The sequence below is a fragment of the Microbacterium sp. A8/3-1 genome, from assembly GCF_040267695.1.
Lineage (GTDB): Bacteria > Actinomycetota > Actinomycetes > Actinomycetales > Microbacteriaceae > Microbacterium > Microbacterium luteolum.
This window is the reverse complement of the sequence record NZ_CP158357.1, coordinates 4,416,325-4,442,155: the sequence shown is the minus strand read 5'-3', so window position 1 is coordinate 4,442,155 and position 25,831 is coordinate 4,416,325. Positions and strand designations below refer to the sequence as shown.

Annotated in this window: 24 protein-coding genes and 1 pseudogene; 7 read left to right on the top strand and 18 right to left on the bottom strand. The window is 70.4% G+C overall.

Annotated elements, in window-relative coordinates; all coding sequences use genetic code 11:
• Window positions 1-12: 12 nt before the first annotated feature.
• On the top strand, window positions 13-957 hold the full coding sequence (locus ABS642_RS21795; protein WP_350351754.1) for an NADP-dependent oxidoreductase: 945 nt from the start codon (window positions 13-15) through the stop codon (window positions 955-957).
• 9 nt (window positions 958-966) lie between these two features.
• On the opposite strand, the gene ABS642_RS21790 is transcribed toward ABS642_RS21795, so the two are convergent.
• The 8 genes from ABS642_RS21790 to ABS642_RS21755 form a co-directional block, all read right to left on the bottom strand.
• Complete coding sequence (locus ABS642_RS21790; protein ID WP_282216523.1) at window positions 967-1,572, bottom strand: alkylhydroperoxidase domain protein; 606 nt, start codon at window positions 1,570-1,572, stop codon at window positions 967-969.
• A complete protein-coding gene (locus ABS642_RS21785; protein WP_350351753.1) occupies window positions 1,569-2,195 on the bottom strand; it encodes a CMD domain protein in 627 nt (208 codons plus the stop codon). Before ABS642_RS21785 ends, ABS642_RS21790 begins: the two co-directional genes overlap by 4 nt.
• On the bottom strand, window positions 2,192-3,211 hold the full coding sequence (locus ABS642_RS21780) for a putative FMN-dependent luciferase-like monooxygenase (protein WP_350351752.1): 1,020 nt from the start codon (window positions 3,209-3,211) through the stop codon (window positions 2,192-2,194). The genes ABS642_RS21785 and ABS642_RS21780 overlap by 4 nt, the downstream gene beginning before the upstream one ends.
• Window positions 3,208-4,824, bottom strand: a complete 1,617-nt coding sequence (locus ABS642_RS21775) for an ABC transporter ATP-binding protein (RefSeq protein WP_350351751.1) — start codon at window positions 4,822-4,824, stop codon at window positions 3,208-3,210. The genes ABS642_RS21780 and ABS642_RS21775 overlap by 4 nt, the downstream gene beginning before the upstream one ends.
• Window positions 4,821-5,714 carry an ABC transporter permease gene (locus tag ABS642_RS21770; RefSeq protein WP_350351750.1) on the bottom strand — a complete coding sequence of 298 codons (894 nt, stop codon included), beginning with the start codon at window positions 5,712-5,714 and terminating at the stop codon, window positions 4,821-4,823. Before ABS642_RS21770 ends, ABS642_RS21775 begins: the two co-directional genes overlap by 4 nt.
• Window positions 5,711-6,679 carry an ABC transporter permease gene (locus ABS642_RS21765; RefSeq protein ID WP_350351749.1) on the bottom strand — a complete coding sequence of 323 codons (969 nt, stop codon included), beginning with the start codon at window positions 6,677-6,679 and terminating at the stop codon, window positions 5,711-5,713. The genes ABS642_RS21770 and ABS642_RS21765 overlap by 4 nt, the downstream gene beginning before the upstream one ends.
• A 16-nt stretch (window positions 6,680-6,695) precedes the next feature.
• On the bottom strand, window positions 6,696-8,330 hold the full coding sequence (locus ABS642_RS21760) for a TIGR04028 family ABC transporter substrate-binding protein (protein ID WP_282216517.1): 1,635 nt from the start codon (window positions 8,328-8,330) through the stop codon (window positions 6,696-6,698).
• Window positions 8,331-8,464: 134 nt separating this feature from the next.
• Window positions 8,465-9,847: an NtaA/DmoA family FMN-dependent monooxygenase gene (locus ABS642_RS21755; protein ID WP_350351748.1), complete on the bottom strand. Its 1,383-nt coding sequence runs from the start codon at window positions 9,845-9,847 to the stop codon at window positions 8,465-8,467.
• A gap of 106 nt (window positions 9,848-9,953) precedes the next feature.
• Between ABS642_RS21755 and ABS642_RS21750 the strand changes: the two genes are divergently transcribed.
• Window positions 9,954-10,949, top strand: coding sequence for a Gfo/Idh/MocA family oxidoreductase (locus ABS642_RS21750; protein ID WP_350351747.1), 996 nt, complete (start codon window positions 9,954-9,956; stop codon window positions 10,947-10,949).
• Window positions 10,942-11,898 carry an NYN domain-containing protein gene (locus tag ABS642_RS21745; protein WP_350351746.1) on the top strand — a complete coding sequence of 319 codons (957 nt, stop codon included), beginning with the start codon at window positions 10,942-10,944 and terminating at the stop codon, window positions 11,896-11,898. The genes ABS642_RS21750 and ABS642_RS21745 overlap by 8 nt, the downstream gene beginning before the upstream one ends.
• A 13-nt stretch (window positions 11,899-11,911) precedes the next feature.
• Here the strand turns inward: ABS642_RS21745 and ABS642_RS21740 are convergent, their stop codons facing one another.
• The 8 genes and pseudogenes from ABS642_RS21740 to ABS642_RS21705 all read right to left on the bottom strand — a co-directional run bounded on the left by ABS642_RS21740 (window position 11,912) and on the right by ABS642_RS21705 (window position 20,200).
• Window positions 11,912-12,205: a Dabb family protein gene (locus ABS642_RS21740; protein ID WP_350351745.1), complete on the bottom strand. Its 294-nt coding sequence runs from the start codon at window positions 12,203-12,205 to the stop codon at window positions 11,912-11,914.
• 25 nt (window positions 12,206-12,230) lie between these two features.
• Window positions 12,231-13,237, bottom strand: a pseudogene (locus tag ABS642_RS21735) (sugar phosphate isomerase/epimerase family protein).
• The gene (locus tag ABS642_RS21730; protein ID WP_350351744.1) at window positions 13,234-14,088 is read right to left on the bottom strand and encodes a sugar phosphate isomerase/epimerase family protein; all 855 of its coding nucleotides are present in this window, start codon (window positions 14,086-14,088) and stop codon (window positions 13,234-13,236) included. The pseudogene ABS642_RS21735 and the gene ABS642_RS21730 overlap by 4 nt, the downstream one beginning before the upstream one ends.
• A gap of 152 nt (window positions 14,089-14,240) precedes the next feature.
• On the bottom strand, window positions 14,241-15,449 hold the full coding sequence (locus tag ABS642_RS21725; protein ID WP_350351743.1) for a substrate-binding domain-containing protein: 1,209 nt from the start codon (window positions 15,447-15,449) through the stop codon (window positions 14,241-14,243).
• A gap of 2 nt (window positions 15,450-15,451) precedes the next feature.
• Window positions 15,452-16,495 (bottom strand): ABC transporter permease, encoded by a 1,044-nt coding sequence (locus tag ABS642_RS21720; RefSeq protein WP_350351742.1) that lies wholly within the window; start codon window positions 16,493-16,495, stop codon window positions 15,452-15,454.
• Window positions 16,492-17,574, bottom strand: coding sequence for an ABC transporter permease (locus tag ABS642_RS21715; protein WP_350351741.1), 1,083 nt, complete (start codon window positions 17,572-17,574; stop codon window positions 16,492-16,494). Before ABS642_RS21715 ends, ABS642_RS21720 begins: the two co-directional genes overlap by 4 nt.
• The gene (locus tag ABS642_RS21710) at window positions 17,571-19,094 is read right to left on the bottom strand and encodes a sugar ABC transporter ATP-binding protein (RefSeq protein WP_350351740.1); all 1,524 of its coding nucleotides are present in this window, start codon (window positions 19,092-19,094) and stop codon (window positions 17,571-17,573) included. The genes ABS642_RS21715 and ABS642_RS21710 overlap by 4 nt, the downstream gene beginning before the upstream one ends.
• On the bottom strand, window positions 19,091-20,200 hold the full coding sequence (locus ABS642_RS21705) for a Gfo/Idh/MocA family oxidoreductase (RefSeq protein WP_282216506.1): 1,110 nt from the start codon (window positions 20,198-20,200) through the stop codon (window positions 19,091-19,093). The genes ABS642_RS21710 and ABS642_RS21705 overlap by 4 nt, the downstream gene beginning before the upstream one ends.
• 114 nt (window positions 20,201-20,314) lie before the next feature.
• Between ABS642_RS21705 and ABS642_RS21700 the strand changes: the two genes are divergently transcribed.
• Window positions 20,315-21,511 carry an ROK family protein gene (locus ABS642_RS21700; protein WP_282216505.1) on the top strand — a complete coding sequence of 399 codons (1,197 nt, stop codon included), beginning with the start codon at window positions 20,315-20,317 and terminating at the stop codon, window positions 21,509-21,511.
• 26 nt (window positions 21,512-21,537) lie between these two features.
• On the opposite strand, the gene ABS642_RS21695 is transcribed toward ABS642_RS21700, so the two are convergent.
• Both ABS642_RS21695 and ABS642_RS21690 read right to left on the bottom strand, forming a co-directional pair.
• On the bottom strand, window positions 21,538-22,668 hold the full coding sequence (locus tag ABS642_RS21695) for a Gfo/Idh/MocA family oxidoreductase (RefSeq protein WP_350351739.1): 1,131 nt from the start codon (window positions 22,666-22,668) through the stop codon (window positions 21,538-21,540).
• On the bottom strand, window positions 22,668-23,474 hold the full coding sequence (locus ABS642_RS21690; RefSeq protein ID WP_350351738.1) for a sugar phosphate isomerase/epimerase: 807 nt from the start codon (window positions 23,472-23,474) through the stop codon (window positions 22,668-22,670). The genes ABS642_RS21695 and ABS642_RS21690 overlap by 1 nt, the downstream gene beginning before the upstream one ends.
• 106 nt (window positions 23,475-23,580) lie before the next feature.
• Between ABS642_RS21690 and ABS642_RS21685 the strand changes: the two genes are divergently transcribed.
• Genes ABS642_RS21685 through ABS642_RS21675 form a run of 3 tightly spaced genes read left to right on the top strand, consistent with a single transcriptional unit; the run spans window position 23,581 to window position 25,830 of the window.
• Window positions 23,581-24,186, top strand: a complete 606-nt coding sequence (locus ABS642_RS21685; protein ID WP_350351737.1) for a helix-turn-helix domain-containing protein — start codon at window positions 23,581-23,583, stop codon at window positions 24,184-24,186.
• A 37-nt stretch (window positions 24,187-24,223) separates the two neighbouring features.
• Window positions 24,224-24,859 carry a DUF4166 domain-containing protein gene (locus tag ABS642_RS21680; RefSeq protein ID WP_350351736.1) on the top strand — a complete coding sequence of 212 codons (636 nt, stop codon included), beginning with the start codon at window positions 24,224-24,226 and terminating at the stop codon, window positions 24,857-24,859.
• Window positions 24,856-25,830, top strand: a complete 975-nt coding sequence (locus tag ABS642_RS21675; protein ID WP_350351735.1) for a DUF1731 domain-containing protein — start codon at window positions 24,856-24,858, stop codon at window positions 25,828-25,830. The genes ABS642_RS21680 and ABS642_RS21675 overlap by 4 nt, the downstream gene beginning before the upstream one ends.
• Window position 25,831: the final 1 nt, after the last annotated feature.

The window sequence follows — 25,831 nt, the reverse complement described above, 5'->3', positions numbered from 1 at the left end:
AGCCTGGATCGCATGGCACGCGCGATCGTCTACACCGAGTTCGGATCCCCCGCAGTCCTCCACGAGATCGAGATCCCCGACCCCGTCGCGGCGCGCGGCGAGGTCGTCGTGCGGATCGAGGCGGCGGGCGTGAACCCGATCGACGCCAAGCTGCGCAGTCGCAAGCGCCCCTCTCCGGACATCACCGAGCCCCGCCCGGTCGGCTTCGACGGAGCCGGAGTGGTCGACGTGCTCGGCGAAGGCGTCGAGGACTTCGCGGTCGGCGACCGCGTCGCGATCCGCGATGCGCTCGGCACCTACGCCTCGGCGCTGGCGATCACGACCGAGAAGCTCGTGGCGCTCCCCGATGCGGTGACCGCCGCCGAGGGCGCGGCGATCGGCATCCCGGCAGGCACCGCCTACCAGGCGCTGCGCTCGCTCGGCGTGACCGACGGCGATGTGCTGCTGGTCCACGCCGGTTCCGGCTCTGTGGGCCAGTTCGCGGTGCAGTTCGCCGTGGCCTGGGGCGCGACGGTGATCGCCACCGCGAGCCCTTCCCGCCACGAGCTCCTGCGCGAGCTCGGCGCCATCCCGATCTCCTATGACGCCGGCCTCCTCGAGCGCGTGAGAGACGTCGCACCTGCTCCCGTCACGGTCGTCCTGGACTGCGCGGGCACCGACGAGGCGATCGAGACGTCGCTCGCCCTCGTCGCCGACCGCGACCGGATCGCGACGATCGTGCGGGGACCGGATGCCGCCTCGTTCGGCATCCGCGCCTTCTCCGGCGGTTCTCCCGTGCCCCTGACCGAGGAGGAGCTCGCCTGGCGGGCCGAAGCGCTGCCGAAGACGGTCGAGCTGCTCGCCTCCGGTGACTTCACGATCGAGCTCGGTCCCGAGCTGCCGCTCGCCGAAGCGGCGCAGGCCCATGAGCTCATGGAATCCGGCGCCGCCCCGGGCAAGATCATCCTCGTCCCGTAGGTCGAGGGGTCAGGCCGGCGCGACCGGCCGTCCGATCGACAGCATCAGCCGGTTGGCCCAGTTGAAGAACGCCGCGCCGTGGATGACATCGGCGATCTCCAGATCGTCGAGACCGGCCGCGCGGAGCCGGGCGATCTCGGCCTCCCCGAACGCGCTGGGCGTGTCGGTCAGGGCGACGGATGCCGCGACGACCGCGTTCCACCGCTCGCCGAGGTCGGCCTCCACGCCCGCGTCGAGCAGGCGGTCGACATCGTCCACGCGCTTGCCGTGGTGCGCGGCGAAACGGGAGTGCACCGAGGCGCAGAACACGCAGCCGTTGCGGCGGGATGCCGCGGTCGCCGCGAGCTCGCGCTCGGCCCGAGGGAGGCCCTCGGCGACGTTGTAGAAGATGTCCTTGTCGACGAGGGTGCGCGCCTTCAGAATCTCGGGATCGCGCGCGAGGAGGCGGAAGTAGTCGTTCTTGGCCCGCGCGGCGTCGACGAGCCCGTCGTAGTGCCGCTCGGTGAGCTCCTCCTCGGGCAGCGGCGCGAGGTGCGGCAGCCAGCCGACCTCGCCGCGCGTGAAGGCGTGGGGATGCGGGGCGTCGTGCGTGAGCACGCTCTGGTCGGCGGTCATGCTGCTTCCTCCTCGGAATCGGTTTGCGCAGTCGACGCGAGACCGGCGGCAGCGAGCACCCGGAGACCGGTGATGACCCGCTGCTGGAACGCCAGGAACGACACGAGCTGCGACAGCGTGATGATGCCGTCGGCCGACCATCCGGCGTCGAGCAGTCGACTGATGTCCGCCGCCGACGCCTCCCGCGGACGGAACACCAGCAGGTGCGTGTGCGCCAGTGCGGCGGCGAGCCGGTCTCCGAGAGCCTCGGCGGCGGCATCCGACGGCGCGTAGCGCTCCCCCTCGGTGCTCTCGCCCTGCAGACCGCGTTCGGTGTACGCGCCGAACGGTCCTCCGACCGCAGCGTCCGATGCCTCGGCCAGCACGACCGCCGCACGACCTGCGTCGGCGGCGAGCGCGCGGTCGGCGTAGAACGTGCCGGTCGCGTCGGAGCTGCCGGCGAGCCGCGTGGCGAACGCGGCGATGAGCTCCCGCTCCGCCTGCGACGCGTGCTCCTCCGAGACGGGCCGGAACAGCGCGTCGAAACTCGCCTGCAACTGCTCCTTGGTGACGGGGCGACGACGCCGCAGGGCATCGAGCTCGGGCGTCACCCCCGCGATCTGATCGACGATGTCGTGGGTCATGCCTTCTCCTTGATGGTGTCGGTGAGTGCGTAGCCGAGCGCGGGCGCGACCTGCTCGGCGAAGAGCTCGATCGAGCGCAGCACATGGTCGTGCGGGGCGTCGACCGAATGCACCTGGAACGCGACCTCCGTCGCGCGGGCGAGGGTGGAGTCGGCGGCGAGCGACTCCGCGACCTCCTCCGGCGTGCCGAGGTGCGTGTCGAGGGCGACGATCAGCTCGTCGATGCTGTCGCCGGGGATCGTCTGGCCCTGTCGCCGGAAGCCCTCGGCCGCGCGCCGCAGTCCGACCTCGGCGAAGCGCAGAGCCTCGGCGCGGTCGTCGGCGACGAACACGGTGCGGGAGGCGGTGATCCGCGGCGTCGCACCGTCGGGCAGAGCCTCGAGGTACGCGTCGATGATCGGATCCTGCAGGGCGGCGAGCGGCGCGTGCAGCGCGTCGTCGCGGCGAGGCTGCGTACGGGACAGCAGCAGTCCGTGCCCGTGGATGCCGGCGCGATGGCCGCCCGGCGCCGAGAACGTCGCCTGCCAGATGCGGTCGGCGAGGTCAGCGGCATCCGGGTAGAGCGTGTTGCCCGCGCCGATGTCGCGAGCGGTCAGGGCGTCGAGCAGCACGGCGAGCTTGCGGTCGTAGGTCGGCGCCTTGTCGCGCACGTCCTCGCCGAACGGCACGAACGACGACGGGGTGCCGCCACTGCCGAGCCCCAGGTCGAGTCGCCCGTCGGACAGCAGGTCGGCGACCACCGCGTCCTCGGCGACGCGCACCGGATCCTCCAGCGGCAGGGTGATCACGCCCGTCCCCAGGCGGATGCGCGTGGTGCGCGCCGCGATGTTCGCCAGGAACACCAGAGGCGAGGGAAGACCGCCCTCCGCCGCGCGGAAGTGATGCTGCGCGACCCACGCTCGTCCGATGCCGACGCTCTCGGCCAGCTGGATCTGCGCGGCCGCGAGGGCGTAGCGCTCGGCGGGCGCCGCGTCGTCGAGCAGGCGGGTGAAGAAGGCGACGGTGGGGGCGGTCATGCGGGAATCTCCGTTCGACCGGGCACCGCGGCCAGCAGCTCCCGGGTGTAGTCGTGCTGGGGGTCGTGGAACAGCTCTTCGGTCGGGCCCTCCTCGACGATCCGACCACGGCGCATCACCGAGACCGTGTGGCTGATCCGGCGCACCACCGCGAGGTCGTGCGAGATGAACAGGTAGGTGAGTCCGAGCTCGGCCTGCAGCGAGGTGAGCAGCTCGAGGATGCGGGCCTGCACGGTCACGTCGAGAGCGGAGACCGCCTCGTCGAACACGACGATCTCGGGGTCGATCGCGAGGGCGCGGGCGATCGCCACGCGCTGCCGCTGCCCGCCGGACAGCTCCTGCGGAGTGCGTCGTGCGACGTCGGCGGGAAGCGACACCCGATCGATCAGCGCGAGCGCCCGTGCACGCTGGTCGGACCGCGAGCCCTGGCGGAAGTTCCGCAGCGGCTCTGCGACGATGTCGACGATCTGCTGGCGCGGATCCAGCGACGCGAAGGGGTTCTGGTAGACCAGCTGGATACGGCGACGCAGAGCACGCAGCTGCTCGCGCGACGCGCGGGTCACGTCGGCCCCCGCGACCTCGATCGTGCCGGCATCCGGCTGCTGGAAGCGGGTGACCAGCCGGGCGGTCGTGGTCTTGCCCGACCCGGACTCCCCCACGAGCGCGTGCGTGGTGCCCTTGCGCACCCGGAACGACACGTCGTCGACGGCGCGGAAGCGCTCGCGTCCGCCGACCCGGAACTCCTTCACGAGTCCCTCGGCCACGATCGCGTAGGGATTCTCCGCCGCGACCGCGGCCGCATCGCGCAGGAACGGCGGGGCGTCCGGCCGGCGGAACCCCGTCGCGAACGCCGGAGCATCGGCGAGGAGCTGCTTGGTGTAGGCGTCGGCCGGCGCCGCGAGAACATCCGCGCTCGCGCCCTGCTCCACGATCCGGCCGTCCTTCAGCACGACGAGCCGCTCGGCACGGTCGGCGGCGACGCCGAGGTCGTGCGTCACGAGGAGGATGCTGGTGCCCTCCTCGCGGCGCAGCTCGTCGAGCAGGTCGAGCACCTTGCGCTGAACGGTGGCGTCGAGCGCGCTCGTGGGCTCGTCGGCGATCAGCAGCCGCGGGCCCAGCGCGATCGCGGTGGCGATCAGCACGCGCTGCCGCATCCCGCCCGAGAGCTCGTGCGGGTACTGGCGGGCGCGGAGGTCGGGGTCGTCGATGCCGACGCGGTCGAGCAGCTCGATGACCCTCGCGCGGCGGGTCCGGCGATCCCGGTGCCCGTGCAGCCGCAGGATCTCCGCCACCTGCGCGCCGATCGGTCGCACCGGGTCGAGCGAGGTCGTCGGGTCCTGCGGCACGAGGCCGATCGCCGGCCCGCGGATGCCGCGCAGAGCGCGGTCCGACCAGCCGGAGATGTCGAGGTCGCCGAGCCGCACGCTGCCGCCGTCCACGCGTCCCCCGGTGGGCAGGAGCCCCAGCAGAGCGTGTGCGGTGGTGGACTTGCCCGACCCCGACTCGCCGACGAGCGCGAGCGTCTCGCCCTCCTGGATCTCGAAGGAGATGCCGTGGACGACCTCGCGTCCCGCGTAGGAGATCCGCAGATCGTTCGCTGCGAGGACGCTCATCGGGTGTTCCTTCCGAGTCGGTGGCTGATGCGGTTGGCGCTGAGCACCACCGCGACGACGACGAGACCGGGGAGGGCCGTGAGCCACCACGCTGTCCCGATGTAGTTGCGCCCCTCGGCGATCAGGAGGCCCCATTCGGGTGTGGGCGGCGGCGCACCGTAGCCGAGGAACCCGAGCGTCGAGATCGCGAGGATCGCGGTGCCGAACTGCAGGGCGGCGAGCGCGACGATCGGGGTGAGCGAGTTCGGGAGCACGTGCCGGCGGAGCACCGCGAAGAAGGTCGCCCCACTGCCGTACGCGGCCTCGACGTACTCGGTGCGCCGCACCCGGGCGACCTCGGCGCGCATCAGGCGCGCGAAGGCCGCGACGCTGCCCAGACCGACCGCGAGCGCGGCGTTCACGGTGCCGAAGCCGAGCAGGATGATCACCGAGAGCGACAGCAGCAGGCCGGGGATCGCGAGCAGCACATCGACGATCCGCATCAGCACGTCGTCGAGGATGCCGCCGACGGCACCGGCGACCGCGCCGATCAGCGTGCCGAGGCCGAGGCCCACGGTCACGGCGATGAGCGCGCCGGAGAGCGAGTGCACCGCGCCGTGGACGACGCGGCCGAACAGATCGCGACCGAGCGTGTCCGTACCGAACCAGTGCGCGGCACTCGGCGGCAGCAGCTTGTCGGCCGGTGCACCGGTGAGCGGATCGCCCGGGGCGAAGACTCCGGGGATCACGGCCCAGAGCACGGCCAGCACCACGACCGAGATCGCCAGGTAGAGGCCCCACGGCAGCGCCCGGAGCGGCGTGCCGGGGCGGACGGATGCCGGAGCGACGGCATCCGGCTCGGGCTCCGGGCTGACCGGGACGGGAAGCGTGGTGAGAACGGGGACGGTCATGCCGGGGCCTCCTGCAGTGCGCGGGGCGCGATCGCCCTCGCGACGTTCCGCTGACGCGGGTCGATGATCGGCGTCACGAGATCGACGGCGAAGCTGATCAGCACGAAGCCGAGGGCCGACAGCAGCACGACGCCCTGCAGCACCGGGATGTCCTGGTTCGCGACGGCCTGCTCGGTGAGCCGTCCGACGCCGGTGCGACCGAACACGGTCTCCGTCACCACCGCGCCGCCGACGAGCTCGCCGAACAGCACACCCGCGATCGTGAGGGTCGGCACCGCCGCGTTCCGGGCGACCGAGCGGGTGAGCACCCAGACGGGAGGCGCCCCCTTGGCCCGCACGACCGTGATGAACGGCTGGGCCTGCACCTGATCGATGCTGCGCACGAGCACCTGCGCCAGGGGCGCCGAGATCGGCACGGCGAGCGTGAGCACCGGGAGGATGAGCCCCGACACCGGGTCGGCGCCGACGATCGGCACCCATCCGAGGCCGAAGGAGAACACCTGGATGAGCAGGATCCCGAGCCAGAAGACCGGAACGGCCACGAACAGTCCGGGGATCTGACGCAGACCGTCGCGCAGCCACGCGAAGCGCGCGAGCGACGAGAGCCCGGCGACGAGGACCGCGATCACCAGCGCCACGACCAGGCCCAGGAAGGCCAGCAGGAGCGTCGACGGCAACGCCTCGCCCAGCATCGTGAGCACGGGAGTCCCGAACTGCGTCGAGTACCCGAAGTCCCCGGCCAGGAAGCCCAGCCCCGCGTGCACGTACTGCTCCCACCACGGCAGGTCGGCGCCGTAGGTCGCGCGGATGCTGTCGAGCTGATCGGGCGAGAGCCCGAGGCTCGGGTCCGAGAACTTGATCAGGATCGCATCGCCCGGCAGCAGCTGCAGCAGGAAGAAGGTGGCCGTGAAGGCCGCGATCAGAACGATCGCGGCCTGCCCGGCTCGTCGGAGGACGAAGCTCATCGGTGCACCGTGCTCATCAGTGCTCGGCGAGCCACACGCCGGAGAAGGTCGGACGACCCACCGACTCGAAGGCCACGCCCTGCACGTAGGTCGCCGCGCCGTACACCTGCGGCTCCTCGAACAGCGGGATCACGTACGCCTGCTCGGCGATGTAGTCCTGCACGGCCTGGGAGGCGGCGACGCGCTTGTCGGGGTCGGGCTCGGATGCCACGGCGAGTAGCAGAGCGTCGAGCTCGGCGTCGTTCGAGATGAGCGTGTCGCGGTTCTTCGTGAAGTACTGGCTCTTGATCACGTCGAGGTCGGCGCGTCCGACCATGGAGTGGTAGAAGCCGGTCTTGAGCGGGTCGCGGTTATCGGCGGCGGCGCTTCCGGCGTCTCCCGGCTTGACGCTCAGCTCGACACCGACCTTCGCCAGCTGCTGCGCGACGAGCTCGAGGGTCTGCTTCGAGAGGGGCTGCGGCTTCGCCTCGTACACCGTGAAGGAGAGGCGCTCGCCGTCCTTCTCGCGGATTCCGTCGGATCCCGGCTTCCATCCCGCATCGTCGAGGAGCTTCTCGGCCTTGTCGGGATCGAACGCGTAGTGCTCGGACTCGTCCTTGTAGCCGAGGGCCTCGGACGAGAGGACCGAGGTCGCCACCGGATAGTTCTCGGTGAAGAGCGTGTCGACGACCTCCTGTGCGTCGACCGCGGCGACCAGCGCCTGGCGGACGCGGATGTCGGTGAGGAGCGGGTTGCTCGGACGCAGGCTGATCGCGTTGTTCACGCCCCGGGTCTGCGGGGCGTAGAGGGTGAAGCCCGCGCTCTCGACACGGTCCTCGTCGAAGGCCTGCACGTACCGCACGTAGTCGGCCTGTCCGGCGATCAGCGAGCCGATGCGCACCGAGTCCTCGGGCGTGACGAGCACGTGCACGGCGTCGACGTACGGACGCCCCTGGTTCTCCGCGCTCTCCGGCGCCCACGCGTAGTCGTCGCGCGCCGTGAGCGTGTACTCGGTGCCCAGCTTCTCGTCGGTCACGGTGAAGGGGCCGGAGCCGATGATCTCCTCCGCGTTGCCGGCGCCGAAGTCCTCGATCGTGCCGTCGAGCGTCGCCGGTGAGAGGAGGCCCGAGTTGATGGTCGAGGTCGCCTGCAGGAAACCGGGTGCCGGGGCCGAGAAGCGGAACGTGACCGTGTCCTCGTCGACGACCTCGCTGCTGGCGTAGTTGTTGATCGCCTCGGAGATCGTGAGCCCCCGGTCGGCGACGCCGAGCCCGTAGGTGTCGAAGTTCTTCGCCACGGCCGCGGCATCGAGCGGGGTGCCGTCGGAGAACGTGACGTCGGGCTTCAGATTGAACGTGTACTCGGTCGCGTCGTCGTTCACGGTCCAGTCGGAGGCGATCCACGGCTCGATGTCGAGCGACTCCGGGTTCTGCCAGGTGAGGCGGGCGGCGATGTTGTTGACGACGCCGCCGTTGGGGTAGAAGCCGGCCTGCGGCGGGTACAGGTTCGTGTACGTCTGGTGCTCGAGGTAGGTGAGCGTGCCGCCGGTGACGGGGTCGCTCCCCTCGGCCGGTGCGTTGGCCGGTGCCGGCGAGGAGGCGCAGGCGGCGAGGCTCGTCGCGAGGACGAGCGGGAGCGCCACGGCGGCTGCACGGATGAGACGGCGGTTCATGGGAGAGGCCTCCTGGGCTTCGGGTGCACGGGTGCGGGAGTGGTGCGGGACTGCGAGGTGAGGATCACGCTAGGGAAGACGGATGCCGTACGGCGAAGCGCCGGACACCGACCGTCGCGAGACGAAACGTCCGGTCATGCGTCGACACGGGAGGTCACACGCAGGCGATCGCGAAGGGTCTCGCCGGACCGGTCGGCGTCCGGAGCGAGCAGGCCGCGGCGCCGCAGTTCCGGGGCCGCGATGCGCGTGAACGCCTCGAACTGGGCGGGCTGGAAGGCCGACAGCACATTGAATCCGTCAGCCGCTCCCTCGTCGCGCCAGGTCTCGAAGTGATCGGCGATCGTGCGCGCGTCGCCCACCACGAAGGCGGCCGGCACGGCGTGCGCGGCGACGAGGTGCCGCCAGGTGAGCGGGTCTCCGGCGGAGACGCCGACGCCGGCGATGCGCGACACCCTCTCGACGAGGGCCGCACCGACCTCCCCCAGCCGCGCGGCGTCGTCGGCGGTCACGGGCTGGTCGAAGGCGGCCGCGCGGAGCGGATCGTCGGCGGCGACACCCAGCGCGTCGGCGAGCGCATCGACGGTCCGGTTCGGCGGGAACGCCGTGCGCGTGGTCTGATGCCCTTCCGCGAGCGGCACGAGTGCCAGCAGGCGCTCCACGATGCGGTGCGCCTCGGCATCCGTGTCGGCGACGACCGGGAGCACGGGCGCGATCACCTTCACCTCGTCCGGCGAGCGCCCGGACTCCGCGGCGATGTCACGCAGCCCCGCTCGTGTGGCGATCGCGTCGGCCAGGTTCGGCGCGGCGATGAGAGCGAGGTCGGCCTGGGTGGCCGCGAGCGCCCGCGATCGGGGCGAGGTGCCGGCGTGCACGATCGGGATCTGCCCCTGCGGCGGGCGGGCGACGTTCAGCGGACCGGTGACCCGCACCCGCTCGCCCACGAGGTCGGCGGCTCGAAGGCCCTCCGGGTCGATGAGCACGCCGCGCGCGGCATCCGCGATCCAGGCGTCGTCGCTCCAGGAGTCCCAGAGCCGCCGCAGCGCCGTGACGAACTCCTCGGCTCGGTCGTAGCGCGTCTCGTTGTCGGCGTGCGCATCGCGGCCGTGGTTGCCCGCGGCGCGCGGCTCGGCGCCGGTCACCAGATTGACCCCGGCGCGGCCTCGCGTGAGCACGTCGAGCGACGCGAGCGACCGCGCGGTCGTGTACGGGTCGGCGTAGGTCGTGTTGACCGTGGCGATGAGTCCGATCCGCGACGTGATGCCGGCGAGGAACAGCACGGCGCTGACCGGATCGATGCGAGCGAGCAGGTACGGATCGCGGAACTCCAGGTCGGGTCCGGTCGCCAGCCAGTCTCCGAAGAAGAGGTAGTCGAGTCCGGCATCCTCTCCCTCCCTCGCGATGCGGCGCAGGATGTCGGCATCGGCCGCCGGATCGCGATGAGCGCCCGGCTGCCGCCACCCCGACGGGTACGCGCCGAGCGTGCGCACCATGGCGCCGATGATGAGAGGTTCCGTCATGCTCGTCACCGTAGATTCGCGGTGCGCGCCGCTGCCATGCCGCCGATGCCGGACGTCACGCGATGTCACACTCCGTCACACCCGCGACACCCTCTACGCTGAGATGATGACTGGTCTTCGTTGGGGAATCCTCGCGACCGGCGGCATCGCCGCCTCGTTCGCATCCGATCTACGCACCGCAGGACTCGATCTGGTGGCCGTCGGTTCGCGCTCGCAGGAATCGGCGGACGCCTTCGCCGCCCGCTTCGACATCCCCCACGCGCACGCGTCATACGAGGCGCTCGTCGCCGACCCGGATGTCGACATCATCTACGTCGGGACCCCGCACCCGATGCACCACGAGAACGCGCGTCTCGCACTCGAGCACGGCAAGCACGTGATCGCCGAGAAGGCCTTCACGCTGAACCGCGCCGAGGCGGAGGACCTGCAGCGGTCGGCCGCCGAGAAGGGCCTGCTGGTGACCGAGGCGATGTGGACGCGGTATCTGCCGCACATGGTCCGCATCCGCGAGATCATCGCCGCCGGCACGTTGGGTGAGATCCGCGTCGTGAGCGCCGACCACACCCAGCTGCTCCCGACCGACCCGACGCACCGGCTCAACGACCTCGAGCTGGGCGGCGGCGCGCTGCTCGATCTCGGCATCTACCCGATCTCGTTCGTGTACGACATCCTCGGCGCCCCCACCGAGGTGCGCGCCGTCGGGCGCCTCATCGAGACCGGAGCCGACGCCGAGGTCGCGACGGTCATGACGCACGAGGGCGGCGCGATCTCGACCACGCTGTCGTCCTCCCGCGGCGCCGGCCCGAACGCCGCGAGCATCGTCGGCACTGCGGCCCGCATCGACATCGATCGCGTCTGGTACTCGCCCACCTCGTTCCGCGTCGTCCTTCCGGACGGCACCGTCCAGGAGGAGTACGTCTCCGAGGTCGAGGGGCGCGGCATGCAGTATCAGGCGCTGAACGCCGAGCGCCTCGTGCGCGAGGGCATCCTCGAGGGGGACATCCTGCCGATCGCCGAGACCGTGGCGATCATGGGCACCCTCGACGAGATCCGCTCGCAGATCGGGGTGCGCTACCCGCGCGAGGAGGCCGACCATGGCTGAGCCCACGAACGCCCGCGTCGCGGTCTACCTGGACTTCGACAACATCGTCATCTCCTGGTATGACCGCGTTCACGGACGCAACGCCTACGGCAAGGACCGCCAGCGGATCACCGAGAACCCGAACGATCCCGACGTCGTCGAACGGCTGAGCCGGGCGATGATCGAGGTCGGCGCGATCATCGACTACGCCGCCTCGTTCGGCACCCTCGTTCTCACACGGGCCTACGCGGACTGGTCATCGCCGGTGAACGCGGAGTACCGCTCCCAGCTCGTGGCCCGCGCTGTCGACCTCGTGCAGCTGTTCCCCGCGGCGGCGTACGCCAAGAACGGTGCCGACATCCGGCTCGCGGTCGATGCCGTCGAGGACATGTTCCGCCTCCCCGACCTGACGCACGTCGTGATCGTGGCGGGCGACAGCGACTACGTGCCGCTGGCGCAGCGGTGCAAGCGGCTCGGGCGCTACGTGATCGGGGTCGGCGTCGCCGGCTCCACCGCCAAGTCGCTGGCCGCGGCCTGCGACGAGTTCGAGGCCTACGACTCGCTCCCCGGCGTCGTGCGTCCGACGAAGCCCGTCGCACCGGTCGTGACGGCGCCGACGGCGGATGCCGCCGAGCCGGCCGCCGAGACCCCGGCAGATGTCCCGAAGGCCAAGGCGCCCCGGAGGGCCAAGTCCAAGGCCGCGGCGAAGGTCGAGGAACCGAAGCTCGACGAACAGGGCGAGGCGACGCAGCTGCTGGAACGCGCGCTGCGGCTCGGTCACGACAAGACCGACGCCGACGAGTGGCTGCACAGCTCGGCGGTCAAGACGCACATGCGCCGCATGGATCCGTCGTTCAGCGAGAAGGCTCTCGGCTACCGGTCGTTCTCCGACTTCCTCAAGTCCCGCGACGAGATCGCGGAGCTCGAGGAGACCGGCCACGAGCGTCTGGTCAAGCTGCGCGAGCAGTAGGAGCCGGCGCCGCTCATTCGGCGAAGTCGTACTCCTGGAAGTCCTCGACCTCCGGCACCCACCGCTCCGCGACGAACGCGGTGTGCGCGGGGTGGGCGTTGTACGCGTCGTAGGCACCCTGATCCGCGAACACCATCGAGAACTGATGGTGGAGATCGCTCTTCGGGCTGACCTGTCGGCGGATCGTGAAGTCGGCGACCCCGGGGATGGACGTCAGGACGGCGTGACCCGTGGCGAGGAATTCGCGTTCCTCGACGGAACCCGCCGGATGCACGAGGCGGAAGACGACGGTGTGCTGGATCGACATGGGGCCCCTGAGTGCGAAGAGGTGGTCACTGATTGCTGAACGCGGCGTCGAAGGATGCCTCGGGCTTCGGCCACAGCAGCGACCGCACATAGGCGAGCGCTTCAGGAGCGCCGTGCAGGCGGTCCATGCCGGCGTCCTCCCATTCGATGGAGATGGGACCGGAGTAGCCGATCGCGTCGAGCGCGCGGAACGAGTCCTCCCAGGGGACGTCGCCGTGGCCGGTCGAGACGAAGTCCCACCCGCGCCGCGGATCGCCCCATGGCAGGTGCGAGCCGAGCACCCCGGCGCGGCCGTTGTGCGGGCGCATCCGGGTGTCCTTGCAGTCCACGTGGTAGATCCGGTCGGCGAAGTCGACGATGAACCCGACCGGATCGATGTTCTGCCACATCATGTGCGAGGGGTCCCAGTTGAAGCCGAACGCCTTCCGGTGGTCGATCGCTTCGAGCGCCCGCACGCTCGACCAGTAGTCGTAGGCGATCTCCCCCGGGTGCACCTCGTGCGCGAAGCGCACGCCCTCGCCGTCGAACACGTCGAGGATCGGATTCCAGCGGGCGGCGAAGTCGTCGAAGCCGCCTTCGATGACGGATGCCGGCACCGGTGGGAACATGGCCAGATACGGCCAGATCGATGAGCCGGTGAACCCGACCACCGTGTCGATGTCGAGCTTGCGAGCCACGCGCGCCGCGCGCTTCATATCCTCGGCCGCCCGCTGCCGCACTCCTCGGCGTCACCGTCGCCCCACACGTACTCGCGGAGGATCGCCTGGTGCCGGAAGTCGATCGGTGCATCGCACACCGCTTGACCGGCGAGATGGTTCGAGATCGCGAAGATCTTCAGCCCGTGCCGGTCGAGGATCTCGAGGCGCGAGGCCACGTAGGCGTCGTCCTCGTCCGCCCGCTGCAGGTCGAGGTGATCGCCGGATGCCGCGACCTCCAGCCCGTCGTATCCCCACTCGGCCGCGAGTCGGGCGACCTCCTCGAACGGGAGATCGGCCCACTGACCGGTGAACAGGGTGACGGGGCGGACGCTCATGAGTGCTCCAATGCGCGAAGGGCTGCGATGCTGCGCGAAGCCAGTTCATCCTGGCTCGCCGCGAGCGGGCGCCAGACCGACGCGGCGACCGCGATCGTGGCGTTCTCGCCGGTGAAGCTCTCCAGCCCCAGCGGACCGCGATAGCCCGCGTCGTCGAGCGCCCGCAGGATCTCCGGCCAATCGGTGTGGTCGTCGCCGACAGCGCCGCGGTCACTGCCGCACACCTGCACGTGCGCGATGGCCGCTCCCGCGGCACGGATCGCGTCGGCGGGCTTCTTCTCCTCGATGTTGAGGTGGTACGTGTCGAGAGCCAGTCCGACGCCCGCGCCGATCAGCGGCTCCAGCGCGTCGAGCGCCTGCTCGACCGTGTTGATCACGCTCGTCTCGTAGCGGTTGAGCGGCTCGACGGCGAGGGTGATCCCGAGATCCGCGGCCTCGGTGGCGAGCGGCGCGAGGTTCTCCCGCAGCTCGCGGACGACCGCGGCGCGCTCGTCGGCGTCCATGCGCCAGGCGACCCCGGTCGGCGCGTAGAAGGGGCCGGCGACGGCATCCGATCCGAGCACGCGTGCGGCGTCGATGCAGGCCCGCAGATACTCCTGCGTGGCCGCGACATCGCCGACACTGTCTATGAGGGACCGCTTCGGCCCCATCGCGCCCACGACGATCGCGCCGAGACCGAGGCCGTCGAGCGTCTCGCGCACCCGCGCCGGATCCCAGTCCCCCACATTCTCGAGCGGGAGCTCCAGCGCGTCGTAGCCGAGGTCCGCGGCCTTCCGCGCGAGCGGTTCGAGCGTCGCATCCGTGAGCGGTGATGTCCACACCCACGTGTTGACGGCGATCGTGCGGGGCATCGTTCTCCTCTTCGTCGGGGAGACGTTTCGTCTCGCGGAGACCCGTACTGAGCGAGCCCCAGCGAGTCGAAGTGTCGCTCAACGACCGGATGCGATACCCGGTCGTTGAGCGAGGAGCGAAGCGACGAGACGAAACGCGTCTTGCCGTGACTTTACGGGATCTGTCGCTGCTGCCACACGGTGGGGTACCCCGGAAGGTCCTCCCCGCCGAACTTGGCGTAGTGGCCGTCGGGCATGCCCTCGTTGGCCTCGAGGTACTGGTCGAGCTCGCCCTCGGTGATCGGCTTCTGCGGGAGCACCCATTCCTTCGGCACCTCTTGGCCCGCGAAGACCATCTGCGCGGCGAGGAGCGGCGTGCGCCACTGGAAGTTCGAGTACACCGGCGCGAGACCCGTGAGACCGGTGTCCTTCCACTTGCGGAGGAAGCTCATCTCGTCCTCTCCGGTCATGACCGGGTAGTCCGCTCCGGCGTCCTCGAACGCCTCGATGGCCGCCACGGCGCCGTCACCGGCATCCATCCAGATGCCGTGCACGTCGCCCTTGGCCAGCTCATCCGAGATGATGCTCTTGATCTCGGCAGGATCGGCGCCCGTGAAGTAGTCCACGGCCTCGATGCCGGCCTCGTCGAAGAGCTTCTCGGCAGCCGCCCAGCGGTGCTCCAGCACGTCCACACCCGGCAGGATGCGGAGTGCGACGACCTTGTCACCCTTCTCGAGGTTGTCGATGAGGAACTCGGCCGTGTCGATACCCCAGGCGAAGCCGCCGATCGGGTGGATGAACGAGACGTAGCAGTCGGTGTTCACGCCGCGATCGAAGACGATGACGGGCTTGCCCGTCTCGCACGCCCGCTCGACCGCCGGAGTCATGGCCGCCGTGCTGTTCGGCGAGATCAGGAACACGTCGCAGTTGCCCTCGGCGATGAAGTAGTCGATGTCGGCGATCTGCGTGTCATCGGAATCCTGCGCGTCGCGCGTCTCCATCTCGCTGATCGCGCCATCGGCCTGCAGCGCCTTCAGCTGCTCGTTCATCGTGATCCAGCCCGTCTGACGCCACGGGTTGGAGATCGAGGCGTTCGCGAAGCAGGCCTTCTTGGCCCCCTCGCTCGCGAACTCGGCCGTGTCGACCATCTCGGCGTTGATGTGCTGAAGGTACGGCTGGTCGGCCGGACCCTGCGGGTCGACACCGCGCTCCTCGTTCTGCTTGTCGAACAGCTCCTGATCGAACCATTCGGTCGTCTCCGCGGACTCGTCGGGACTGTCGGACTCGGCCGGCGCGACGGACGGGTCGGTCGTGCACCCGGCGAGCGCGATGAGTCCGAAGAGAGCCACCCCTGCGGTGGCGATCCTCATTGATCGTCGCATTGCTAATCTCCTCTGATCTTTTCTGTGTGGATGGTGCTGGTCGATACGGCTTCTGCGGTGGTGAGGTCGGGAGGGGTCTGCGGCCCGCGCTTGCGCCGCGCACGGAAGGCGACGGCGGAGTATGCGACGGCCGCGATGATGATGACGCCCTGGACGGCGTCGCGGAGCGTCGAGGGGACGCCGGCGATGTTCAGGAGCATGAAGAGCGCCTCGAGGGCGAAGGCCCCGGCGGCGGCGGCGACGATCCAACCGCGTCCGCCGCCCAGCACCACGCCGCCGAGCACGACGGCCGTGATGGCGATGAACTCGTAGCCGCGGCCGACCGAGGGGTGCACGCCGGCGTAGCCGACGAGCAGCACGGCCGAGAGCGAGGCGGACAGCGAGGAGATGACGAACGCCCGCGTGGTGACCCAGGCGCGGCGCCCGCCGGCGTAGTCGACGGCGCCGGAGTTGTCGCCGACCGCGATGAGGGATTTGCCGAGGGGCAGCTTCGTGATCCAGATGCCCAGCGCGAGCCAGGCGATGAGGATCAGCACGGCCCACGGGATGAACTCCAGGAACGGCACGTCGCGGATCCCGCCTCGGCCGATCTCGCGGAAGCTGTCGGCCGGGTTCCCGGTCGCCGCTCCCCCGGTCCACCACATGACTCCACCGAGGAGCGCGAGCATCATGCCCAGCGTCACGATGAACGACGGCACCTTGAGGAGCGTGGTGATGATCCCGTTCACGAGTCCGACGGCGACGCCGAAGACGACCATGAGCAGCAGCACCGGGATGGTACGGGAGTCGTCCTGGCGGACGAGGTTTCCCGCGATGATCACTTGCGCCGTGATGAGCGAGCCCTGCGAGAGGTCGAACTCTCCGGCGATGATGACGAAGTACTGTCCGATCGCGACGATGGCGATCGGCGCCACACGCTGGATGAAGCGCATCAGCTGACCCGGTTCCGCGAAGCTCGGGTTGAGGATCATGACGGCGATCAGCAGCAGCACGAGGAGCAGGAAGACCGCGCCTCGAGGGCTGACGAGCGAGCGCAGGACGTTCATGCGCGCCCTCCTTCCGCTGCGGTAGTCGTATCGGCGAGCTGCGATGCGGCCGCCGCCATCTCGTGTTCGGCCGCCTTGGCCGCGTCGTCGCCGCCGGTGCGGGTGCCGCCGGCGCCGAAGCGCGGACGACGACGCACGATGGCACGGCGGCTGTAGACGGCGACGGCCGCCACGATGACCACGCCGCGGACGACGTCCTTGAGGAACGGGTTGACCTGCATCACGCTCATGACGTTGTCGACGACCGCCAGGACGGCGACGCCGCCGACCGTGCCCCAGACGGAGCCGCGCCCGCCGAGGAGCAGCGTGCCGCCGAGGACGACCGCGGCGATCGAGAGCAGCGCGTAGCCGCCCTGCTGTCCGACCGTGGGACTGCCGACGCCGAGACGGCTGGCCAGCAGGAGACCGGCCAGTCCGGCGAACACCGAGCACAGCACGTGGGCGGCGATGAGCGGCGGACGTGTGCGGACGCCCGACAGGCGGGCGATCTCGGGGTCGCCGCCGACCGCGTAGAGGTGGGCACCGGTGCGGGTGCGGTCCAGCAGGAACCAGACGAGCACAGCCAGCGCGATCATGATGATGGTCGACACGGGCACCGGTCCGACGCCGGTCGCGCCGATCAGCTGGAACTCCCACGGCACGGATCCGGACGACCCCTCGAAGTTCGTGTTGAGGATGCCCTGCAGGATGAGCCCTGTGCCGAGTGTCGCGATGAAGCCGTTCACCTTGAGCACCGTCACGATGAGCCCGTTGACGAGGCCGATCCCGGCGCAGACGAGCAGCGTGATCGCCACCGCGGCCGGGATGTTGCCCGGGCTGCCGTTCATGATCGTCGCCCCCAGCAGGCTGGCGAGGCTGATGACGTAGGTGACGGACAGGTCGAGCGAGGCGCCGAGGACCACGAGCGTCTGCCCGATCGCGACGAGGCCGAGCACGCTCATGCCGGTGAGGATGTCCCGGATGTTCCCGGGGCTGAGGAAGTTGCGTCCGACGGTCCCGATCAGGATCGCCCCGACGATGAGGGCGAGGATCAGGATGCCGAGGACGATGACCGTGGAGTCGATCCGGATGCGCTTCATCGCGCACCTCCGTCCGTCGAGTTCGGGGAGTCCACCGCGCCGGTCGCCGCCCCGAGGATCTCGTGCTCCGCGGATCCGGCCGGCAGCTCGGCGACGAGCTCGCCGTCGTGCATGACGAGGATGCGGTCGCTCATGCCGATCACCTCTGGCAGCTCACGGGACACCATGAGCACCGCCTTGCCTTGAGCCGCGAGCTCGCGCATGAGCTGGTAGACGGCGTACTTCGCGCCGACGTCGATGCCTCTGGTCGGTTCGTCGAAGAGCACGATCTGGGGCTGCGTGAGCAGCCACTTCGCCAGGACGACCTTCTGCTGATTGCCGCCGGAGAGGAAACGGGCCTCCTGGTCGAGTCCCCGAGAGCTGATCTCGAGCGAGCTGAGCACGCCGGGCACCTCGCGACGCGAGGCGGAGGTGCGACCGGGGAAGACGCTCCGCACGACGAGCAGTGCGTTATCCAGCACCGACTGCCCGAGCGCGAGTCCCTGCGCCTTGCGGTCCTCCGACACCAGCGCGAGTCCGGCGCGGACGGCGGCCCGTGCGCTGGTGATGCGCACCGGGGAGCCGTCGATCCGCATGGTCCCGCGGGTGAACGCCTGGATGCCGAAGACGCCCTCGACGAGTTCGGTGCGCCCAGAGCCCTGAAGCCCCGCGACGCCGACGATCTCGCCCGCACGCAGCGTCAGCGACACCCCGTCGACATAGGCGTTGCCGCAGTCCTCGAGCTCGATGCGCGGCTCGCCCACCGTCGTGCCGTCCACGGCATCCGGGAAATACGACTGGATCGACCGGCCGACCATGCGCCGCACGAGTTCGTCGGTCGTGAGGGCGGCCGTCTCGTCGGTGGAGACGAGAGCGCCGTCCTTGAGGATCGTGATGCGGTCGCACAGATCGAAGATCTCCTTCAACCGGTGCGAGACGTAGATCACGGCGACACCGCGGGAGGTGAGGCGGCGGATGATCGCGTACAGGAGCTCGACCTCGCGGTCGCTGAGCGCTGCGGTCGGCTCGTCCATCGAGATGACCTGCGCGTCGAACGAGAGGGCCTTCACGATCTCGACGATCTGCTGCTCCGCCACCGTGAGCGAACCCACGCGCGCCTGCGGATCGATGAAGGAGACGCCGAGGTCGGCGAGGAGTGCGGCGGTGCTGCTGATCATCGCCTTCCGGTCGACGAATCCGGCGCGGCGCGGCTCGCGTCCGAGGTAGACGTTCTGGGCGACCGTGCGCTCCGGCAGGAGGGTGAACTCCTGGAACACCGTGACGATGCCGGCATCCATCGCCTGCCGAGGGTGCGCATGGCGCACCTCCTCGCCGCGATAGGCGACCACGCCCTCGTCGGCCGGCTGCACGCCGGCGATGATCTTCATCAGGGTCGACTTGCCCGCGCCGTTCTCGCCCACCAGGCCGTGCACCTCGCCCGGTCGCACATCGAAGTCGATGCCCTTCAGCACCTCGACACCGAAGAACGACTTGCGGATGCCGTTCACTGCGAGCACCGGCTGTGTCGTGGTCGCGTTCATGCCGTCACCTCCACCCATCGTCCGTCGTCCGCCGCCGACTCCAGGACCGCCTCGGTGAGCACGGCCGAGCGGTGTCCGTCGGCGAAGGTCGGCATCCCCTCCGGCTGCGCACCGGCCATCGCCGCGTAGACATCGGCGATGAACCCGTTGAAAGCATCCTGATACCCCATGGAGTGCCCCGCGGGGACACGCTGCAGTCGCGCCGAGTCCGGATCGGAGCCGGCCGGATCGCGCAGCAGCAGACGGGATTCCTCGCGCATGCCGATCCAGAGCTCCTCCGGGCGTTCCTGCTCGAAGCGGATGCTCTGCCGCGAGCCGTGCAGCTCCAGCGTGAGCGCGTTCTTGCGCCCCGCGGCCATCTGCGAGATGAGCAGCGTGCCCAGAGCCCCCGAGACGGTCTCGACGAGCACGGCGACGATGTCCTCGGTGTCGACTTCGTGTCCTGCGCGCTCCGGGAACACCCGGCGCGTGCGGGCACTCAGTGCGCGGATGCGCTCGCCGATCACGAACTCGATGAGATCGCACAGGTGGGAGCCGATGTCCGCGAACGCGCGGGATGCGCCGCCCGCGGCGGAGCGCACCCGCCAGTCGTCGTCGGTGGAGAACAGCATCCAGTCCTGCAGGTAGGAGCAGTCCAGGGTGAGGAGTTCGCCGATGTCGCCGCGGGCGACCCGTGCCCTCGCCTCGCGCACCATCGGGTGGTAGCGGTAGATGAAGGGGACGGCGGCCACGCGCCCTGAGGCCTCCGCGGCGTCGGCGAGCGTCTTCGCATCGTGCGCGGTCGTGGCGAGCGGCTTCTCGCACACCACGTGCTTGCCGGCCTGCAGGGCGCGCAGCGCCAGTTCGGCGTGCGTCGCGTTCGGGGTGCAGATGTGGACCACGTCGATGTCGGCCGCCTCCAGGAGCGCGATCGCGTCGGACTCGGCACGGTCGGCGCCCAGCGCATCGGCCGCGTGGCGGCTTCCCGCGGCGGAGCGGGTGGCGACGGCACGAAGCTCGCCTCCTGCGTCTCTGGCCGCCGTGCGGTGCACGCGGGCCATGAATCCTCCGCCGAGGATGCCGGCTCGGATCGTTCCGAGACCGGTGTCTGTGACATCCGTTGTCATGTCGGCGATTCTGACACACGCCTCGCTACTTTTGCTAGCCCTTCGTCAAAAGTTGTCGTTTCGAAATTCGAAGTCAATCGGCCACGACGCGAAAGCCTGTGGTTTACTGACGCAATGGTTGATGTTCTGCGACCCGTCGCGGCGACGAATCCGGGCACCGGCGAGATCTTCCAGATCCTTCGCGACGGACATGCGCGCACCAAGGCCGAGCTCGCCGCGCTCACCGGTCTCGCCCGCTCGACCGTGGCGCTACGAGTCGACGCGCTGCTCGCCGCCGATCTGCTGCGCCCCGCCGGCGAGGCGGCGTCCACCGGCGGACGCCCGCCCGCGCGCGTCGCTTTCAATCCGCGTGCCGGAGTCGTGCTCGCGGTGGACCTCGGCGCGACGCACGCGACGGTGGCCGTCGCCGACCTGGCCGGAGTCATCCTCGACGCGCGCACGCGCACGATCGATATCGGTGACGGGCCGGAGGCACTGCTGGACACGATCCTCTCCGACGGCACGGCGCTGCTCGAGACGCCGACCGCCGCAGGTCTCCCCCTGCTCGGCGTGGGCATCGGCGTGCCCGGGCCCGTCGAGCACTCCACGGGCCGCCCCACCAATCCGCCGATCATGCCAGGGTGGGACCGTTTCGACGTCCCCCGCTACGTGCAGCAGACCTTCGACGTCCCCGTGCTCGTCGACAACGACGTCAACATCCTCGCGCTCGGCGAGCAGGCGACGAGCTGGCCGCAGGTCGACGACCTCATCTTCGTCAAGGTGTCGACCGGAATCGGGTCGGGCATCATCGCCGGCGGCCAGCTGCAGCGCGGCGCCCAGGGGTCCGCCGGCGACATGGGTCACGTCCAGGTGCCGACGGGTGCCGGATCGGCACGCGAACCGGGTGATGAGCGCGACCTCGAGGCCCTCGCCAGCGGGTCCGCGCTGGCTGTCGCCCTGCGCGAAGACGGGCACGATGTGCAGAGCGCCTCGGACGTGGTCGACCTCGTCCGCGCGGGCAACGCCGCCGCGATCGAGGCCACCCGTCAGGCCGGACGCGACGTCGGCGAGGTCCTCGCCACGGTCGTCAACCTGCTGAACCCCTCGATCATCGTGCTCGGCGGCAGCATCGCTCGGGCCGGAGAGCATCTGCTCGCGGGCGTCCGCGAAGTCGTCTACCGGCGCTCGATCCCGCTGGCGACGCAGCATCTGGCGATCGTGCAGTCCCAGGCCGGCGACAGGGCGGCCGTGCTCGGCGCAGCCATCATGGTCGCTCGCGAGGTGCTCTCACCCGCGAACGTCGACGCCTACGTGGCGGCGAAGACGCGCTGAGCGTCTCCACCGCCACGGGGACACGCTCAGAGCGTGGCGGCGAAGGGGTCGAAGTCGGCGTCGAGCGCACCGACCCGATCGAGCGAGCTCTCGACGGAGACGAAGCTGCGGGATTCCGCGGCCTCCTCGATCGACAGCAGCGTGTCGAGCACGTGGTAGCCGAACTCCCCCGTCGCGACGTGCGGACGCCCGGCGGCGATCGAGCGCGCCATGTCGAGGAGCCCGACGCCGCGACCGGCGAGCACGCCCTCCTGCACGACGTCGACGACCTCCTGCTCGACCGGCTGCTGCCCGAGCCGAAGCGGCCGGGTGATCGAGATCGCTCCGCCGAACGTGTTCGGATCGGGGATCACGAGCGTGCCCTCGCTGCCGGTGATCTCGACGATCCCCTGGCGGATGGCGGGCGAATCGGTGCTGTAGATGCTCTGCGCCTGACCGCCCTGCTCGAAGTCCATCAGCACGCTGAGCGTGGACGGGATCTCGACCGGGAACTCCTGCCCCGCGAGCTCGCCGACCTGCACGCGCCTGGTCGGCGTGCCCTGCAACCCGAGGGCTGCGACGGAGGCGACCGGACCGAACACGTGCACGAGCGTGGAGACGTAGTACGGCCCCATGTCGAGCAGCGGCCCGCCGCCCTTGGCATACAGGAACGCCGGGTTCGGGTGGAAGATCTCCGGGCCCTGCCACTGGAACGTCGTCTGCGCGAACAGCGGGCGACCGATGTCGCCACGGGCGATCGCGCGCTTCGCCGTCGGCACACCCGGGCCGAGCACGGTGTCGGGCGCGACGCCCACGCGGAGTCCGGCGGCATCCGCCTTCTCCAGCAGTCGGCGGGACTCCTCGCGGCTCACGCCGATGGGCTTCTCGGTCCAGACGTGCTTGCCCGCCGCGATGATCGCCTCGGAGACCTCGACGTGCACCGCGGGGATCGTGAGGTTCACGACGATGTCGATCTCCGGATCGTCGAGCACGACGTCGACGCCGCCGGCGCGCGGCACCCCGTACTTCTCCGCCTGGGCCTTCGCGCGCTCCTCGATCACGTCGGCGACCGCGAGGACGCGCACATCCGGGAAGGTGGTGAGCTGGGTCAGATACTGGTCGCTGATGTTCCCCGCGCCGATGATGCCGACGCCGACGGGACCGGTGCCGCCTGCCATCAGCGCGCGACCTTCTCGTCGAGGTAGACCCGGCTGCGCTCGATCGCGTCGAACAGGTCGCCCTCGTAGTGATCGAACTCGACGATCGCGAGTTCGAGTGCGGATGCCGCGGCGATCGCCTCGACGAGCGGCACGGCGCCTTCGCCCGCGGCCACCTGGTCGGCCGGCGGATACGCGTTCGCGAGTGCAGGGTCGAGCGTGCCGTCCTTCGCGTGCACGGCGATCACGCGGCTGCCGAGGCGCTCGAGCAGCGCGACCGGGTCGACACCGCCGCGGGCGACCCAGTACAGGTCGACCTCGAGCACGACGCGCTCGTCGAGCAGTCCCGCGAGCACCTCCAGGCCGGTGACGCCGTCGAACACGGCCTCCAGCTCGTGCGCGTGGTTGTGGTAGCCCACTCGCACGCCGACGGTGGCTCCGACGGCAGCGGCCTCGTTGAGCAGGCGCGCGGTCTCCTCGATCTGGGCGACCGAGGTCCAGCGCGCCGGCGCCGTGTACGGGTCGATGACCGTCGTCATGCCGAGCACCTTCGCCGCGGCGAAGACCTCGGCGGGCGAGGGCACCGGCACCGTGGTGCCGCTGCCGTCGGGGTTGACGAAGGACTCGGACGCGAGGAAGGCGTGGCCGGAGGGCGCGGTGAGTCCCGCTGCCGTGAGTGCTTCGGCCAACGGTGCGGCACGGCGCACGAAGTCGTAGGGTTCGACGGCCGTGAAGCCGCGCGCGGCGACAGCGGCGAGCGATCCTTCGAGGTCGGCGTCCAGCTGGTCCTTGATCGTGAACAGCTGGAGGGAGGTCTGAATCGTCATCGGTCTTGCTCCTTCGGTCATCGGTGACGGCGGGTGCGCGACCCGACCTGAGCACGCTATCACCAAATACCTCCACGCGGAAGTTTTCATTCGCTAGACTCCGGACATGCCCGACGATGACGAGAGCCCCCGCCCGCGCGGTGCCTACGCCAAGGGGATCGCGCGGCGCCAGGAGATCCTGGACCGCGCCATCGAGGTGTTCGCCGCGCGCGGCGCCGACCGCACCAGTCTGCGCGCGATCGCGCGTGAAGTCGGGGTCACCCACGCGGCGCTGACGCACTACTTCGGGTCGCTGGAGGAGCTCCTCGTCGCCGTCTACGAAGAGAGCAACGCCCCCGCCCACCGGCACGAGATCGTGGCAGACGACGCCACGCCCGTCGAGCGGATGATCGCGTCCGCGCGCACCAACCGGGAGGTTCCCGGGCTCGTCCAGCTCTACTCGACGCTGGTCGCGACCGCCCTGGACGACGGCCACCCGGTGGCGCGCGAGTTCGCGACGGCACGGTTCGCCGATGTCCGAGCGCGCCTGGCCGAAACGGTCAGAGAGCAGCAGGAACGCGGACGCCTCCGTCAGGACGCCGACCCGGATGCCGTCGCGGCGCTCGTCGTGGCGGCATCCGACGGCCTCCAGACCCAGTGGCTGCTCGACGACGCCGCTCCGCAGCACGAGGCTCTGGCCCTCCTCGATCGGCTGCTGAGGCCGGCGGACTGAGGCGGGTGGCGACGAGCCCGCGGGCTAGGCTCGAATCGTGACGCCTGTGCCGCAGTCTCCCTACGCGAGGGCGCTCGGCGACCGCCTCGATGATCTGCATCCTCGGCTCCGCACGTACTTCCAGGCGATCCCCGACGGCGCTGTCGGCGTCGGCGAGGGGGTCTTCGAGCGGGTCGGGACTCCGCGACGCCTGCTCTGGCCGTTCCTCCGCCTGCTGGAGCGCCGCGGCGTGGTCGCCGCCTGCTGGGAGCGCGACGTCCCCTTCCGCGTGGAGAACCGCACGATCGCCTCCCGCGCCATCGGTGAACGCACCTTCCACCTGCCGCGCGGGCCGTGGATCATGCACGACGCGGTCGCCCTCACCCGCCACGGCCGCGTGGTCGACGAGCTCGGAGAGCCCGGCCTGATCGCCGCCTGCTTCGACCTCGACGTACGCGACGGCGCCCTCGAACTCACCAGCCGCGCGGTCGGGCTCCGGCTCGGACACCTGCGCCTGCGCCTCCCCCGGGCCCTCTCCCCTATCGTCCGGCTCACCGAGCGCTTCGACGACGACCGTGACCGCCAGTTCGTGAGTGTGAGCATCGACGCTCCCCTCCTCGGCCGCGTGTACGAGTACCGCGGGCACTTCGAGTACCGCATCAAGACCGACGCAGCGAAGGAGACCGCCGGATGAGCGCAGGCAGGGTCGTCATCGGAGGTTCGACCGGATTCATGGGGCAGTACCTGATCCCGCGACTGCGGTCCGAGGGCCGCGAGGTCGTCACGATCTCCCGCTCCGGCGCCGACATCCGCTGGGGCGATCAGACGGCGATCGATCAGGCGGTCGACGGCGCCTCTCTTGTGATCGGCCTGGCGGGCAAGAGCGTCAATTGCCGCTACACGCCGGAGAACCGTGCCGAGATCTTCCGCTCGCGCCTGGACACGACCTCGTCGCTGAGCAGCGCCATCGAGAAGGCCTCCGCCCCTCCCGCGCTCTGGGTGAACTCCTCGACCGCCACGATCTACCGCCATGCGGAGGATCGACCGATGACCGAGTCGGACGGCGAGCTCGGCAGCGGATTCTCGGTCGAGGTCGCGAAGGCCTGGGAGAAGGCGCTGTTCGCCGCCGATCTCCCCGGCACGCGCCGGATCGCGCTGCGCAGCGCGATCGTCCTCGGCCACGGCGGCGTGCTCGGCCCGATCCGGAACCTCGCCAGGCTGGGGCTGGGCGGGGCGCAGTACGACGGCCGCTGGCCGGTGAGCAGCGCTCGCCGCGCTGCGGGCACGGCGCACTTCCCCGGTGCGCGCCGAGGCCGCCAGCGCTTCAGCTGGGTGCACATCGAAGACGTGGCGCGCATCATCGACTTCCTCGAGGACACACCGACTCTCGAGGACGCGGTCAACGCCGCCGCTCCCCACCCGGTCGACAACGTCGAGTTCATGGCGACCGTGCGGCGCGTGCTCGGGGTGCGCATCGGGGTGCCGACGCCGCGCTGGATGCTGGAGCTCGGGGCCGTCGGCATCCGCACCGAGACCGAGCTCGTCCTCAAGAGCCGCTGGGTGCTTCCGGAGACGCTCACGACAGCAGGGTTCGAGTTCCGCTATCCGACGCTCGAAGACGCTGTCCGGGAATCCTTCGATCGCGAGGTCGCGACCGCGGTGTAGG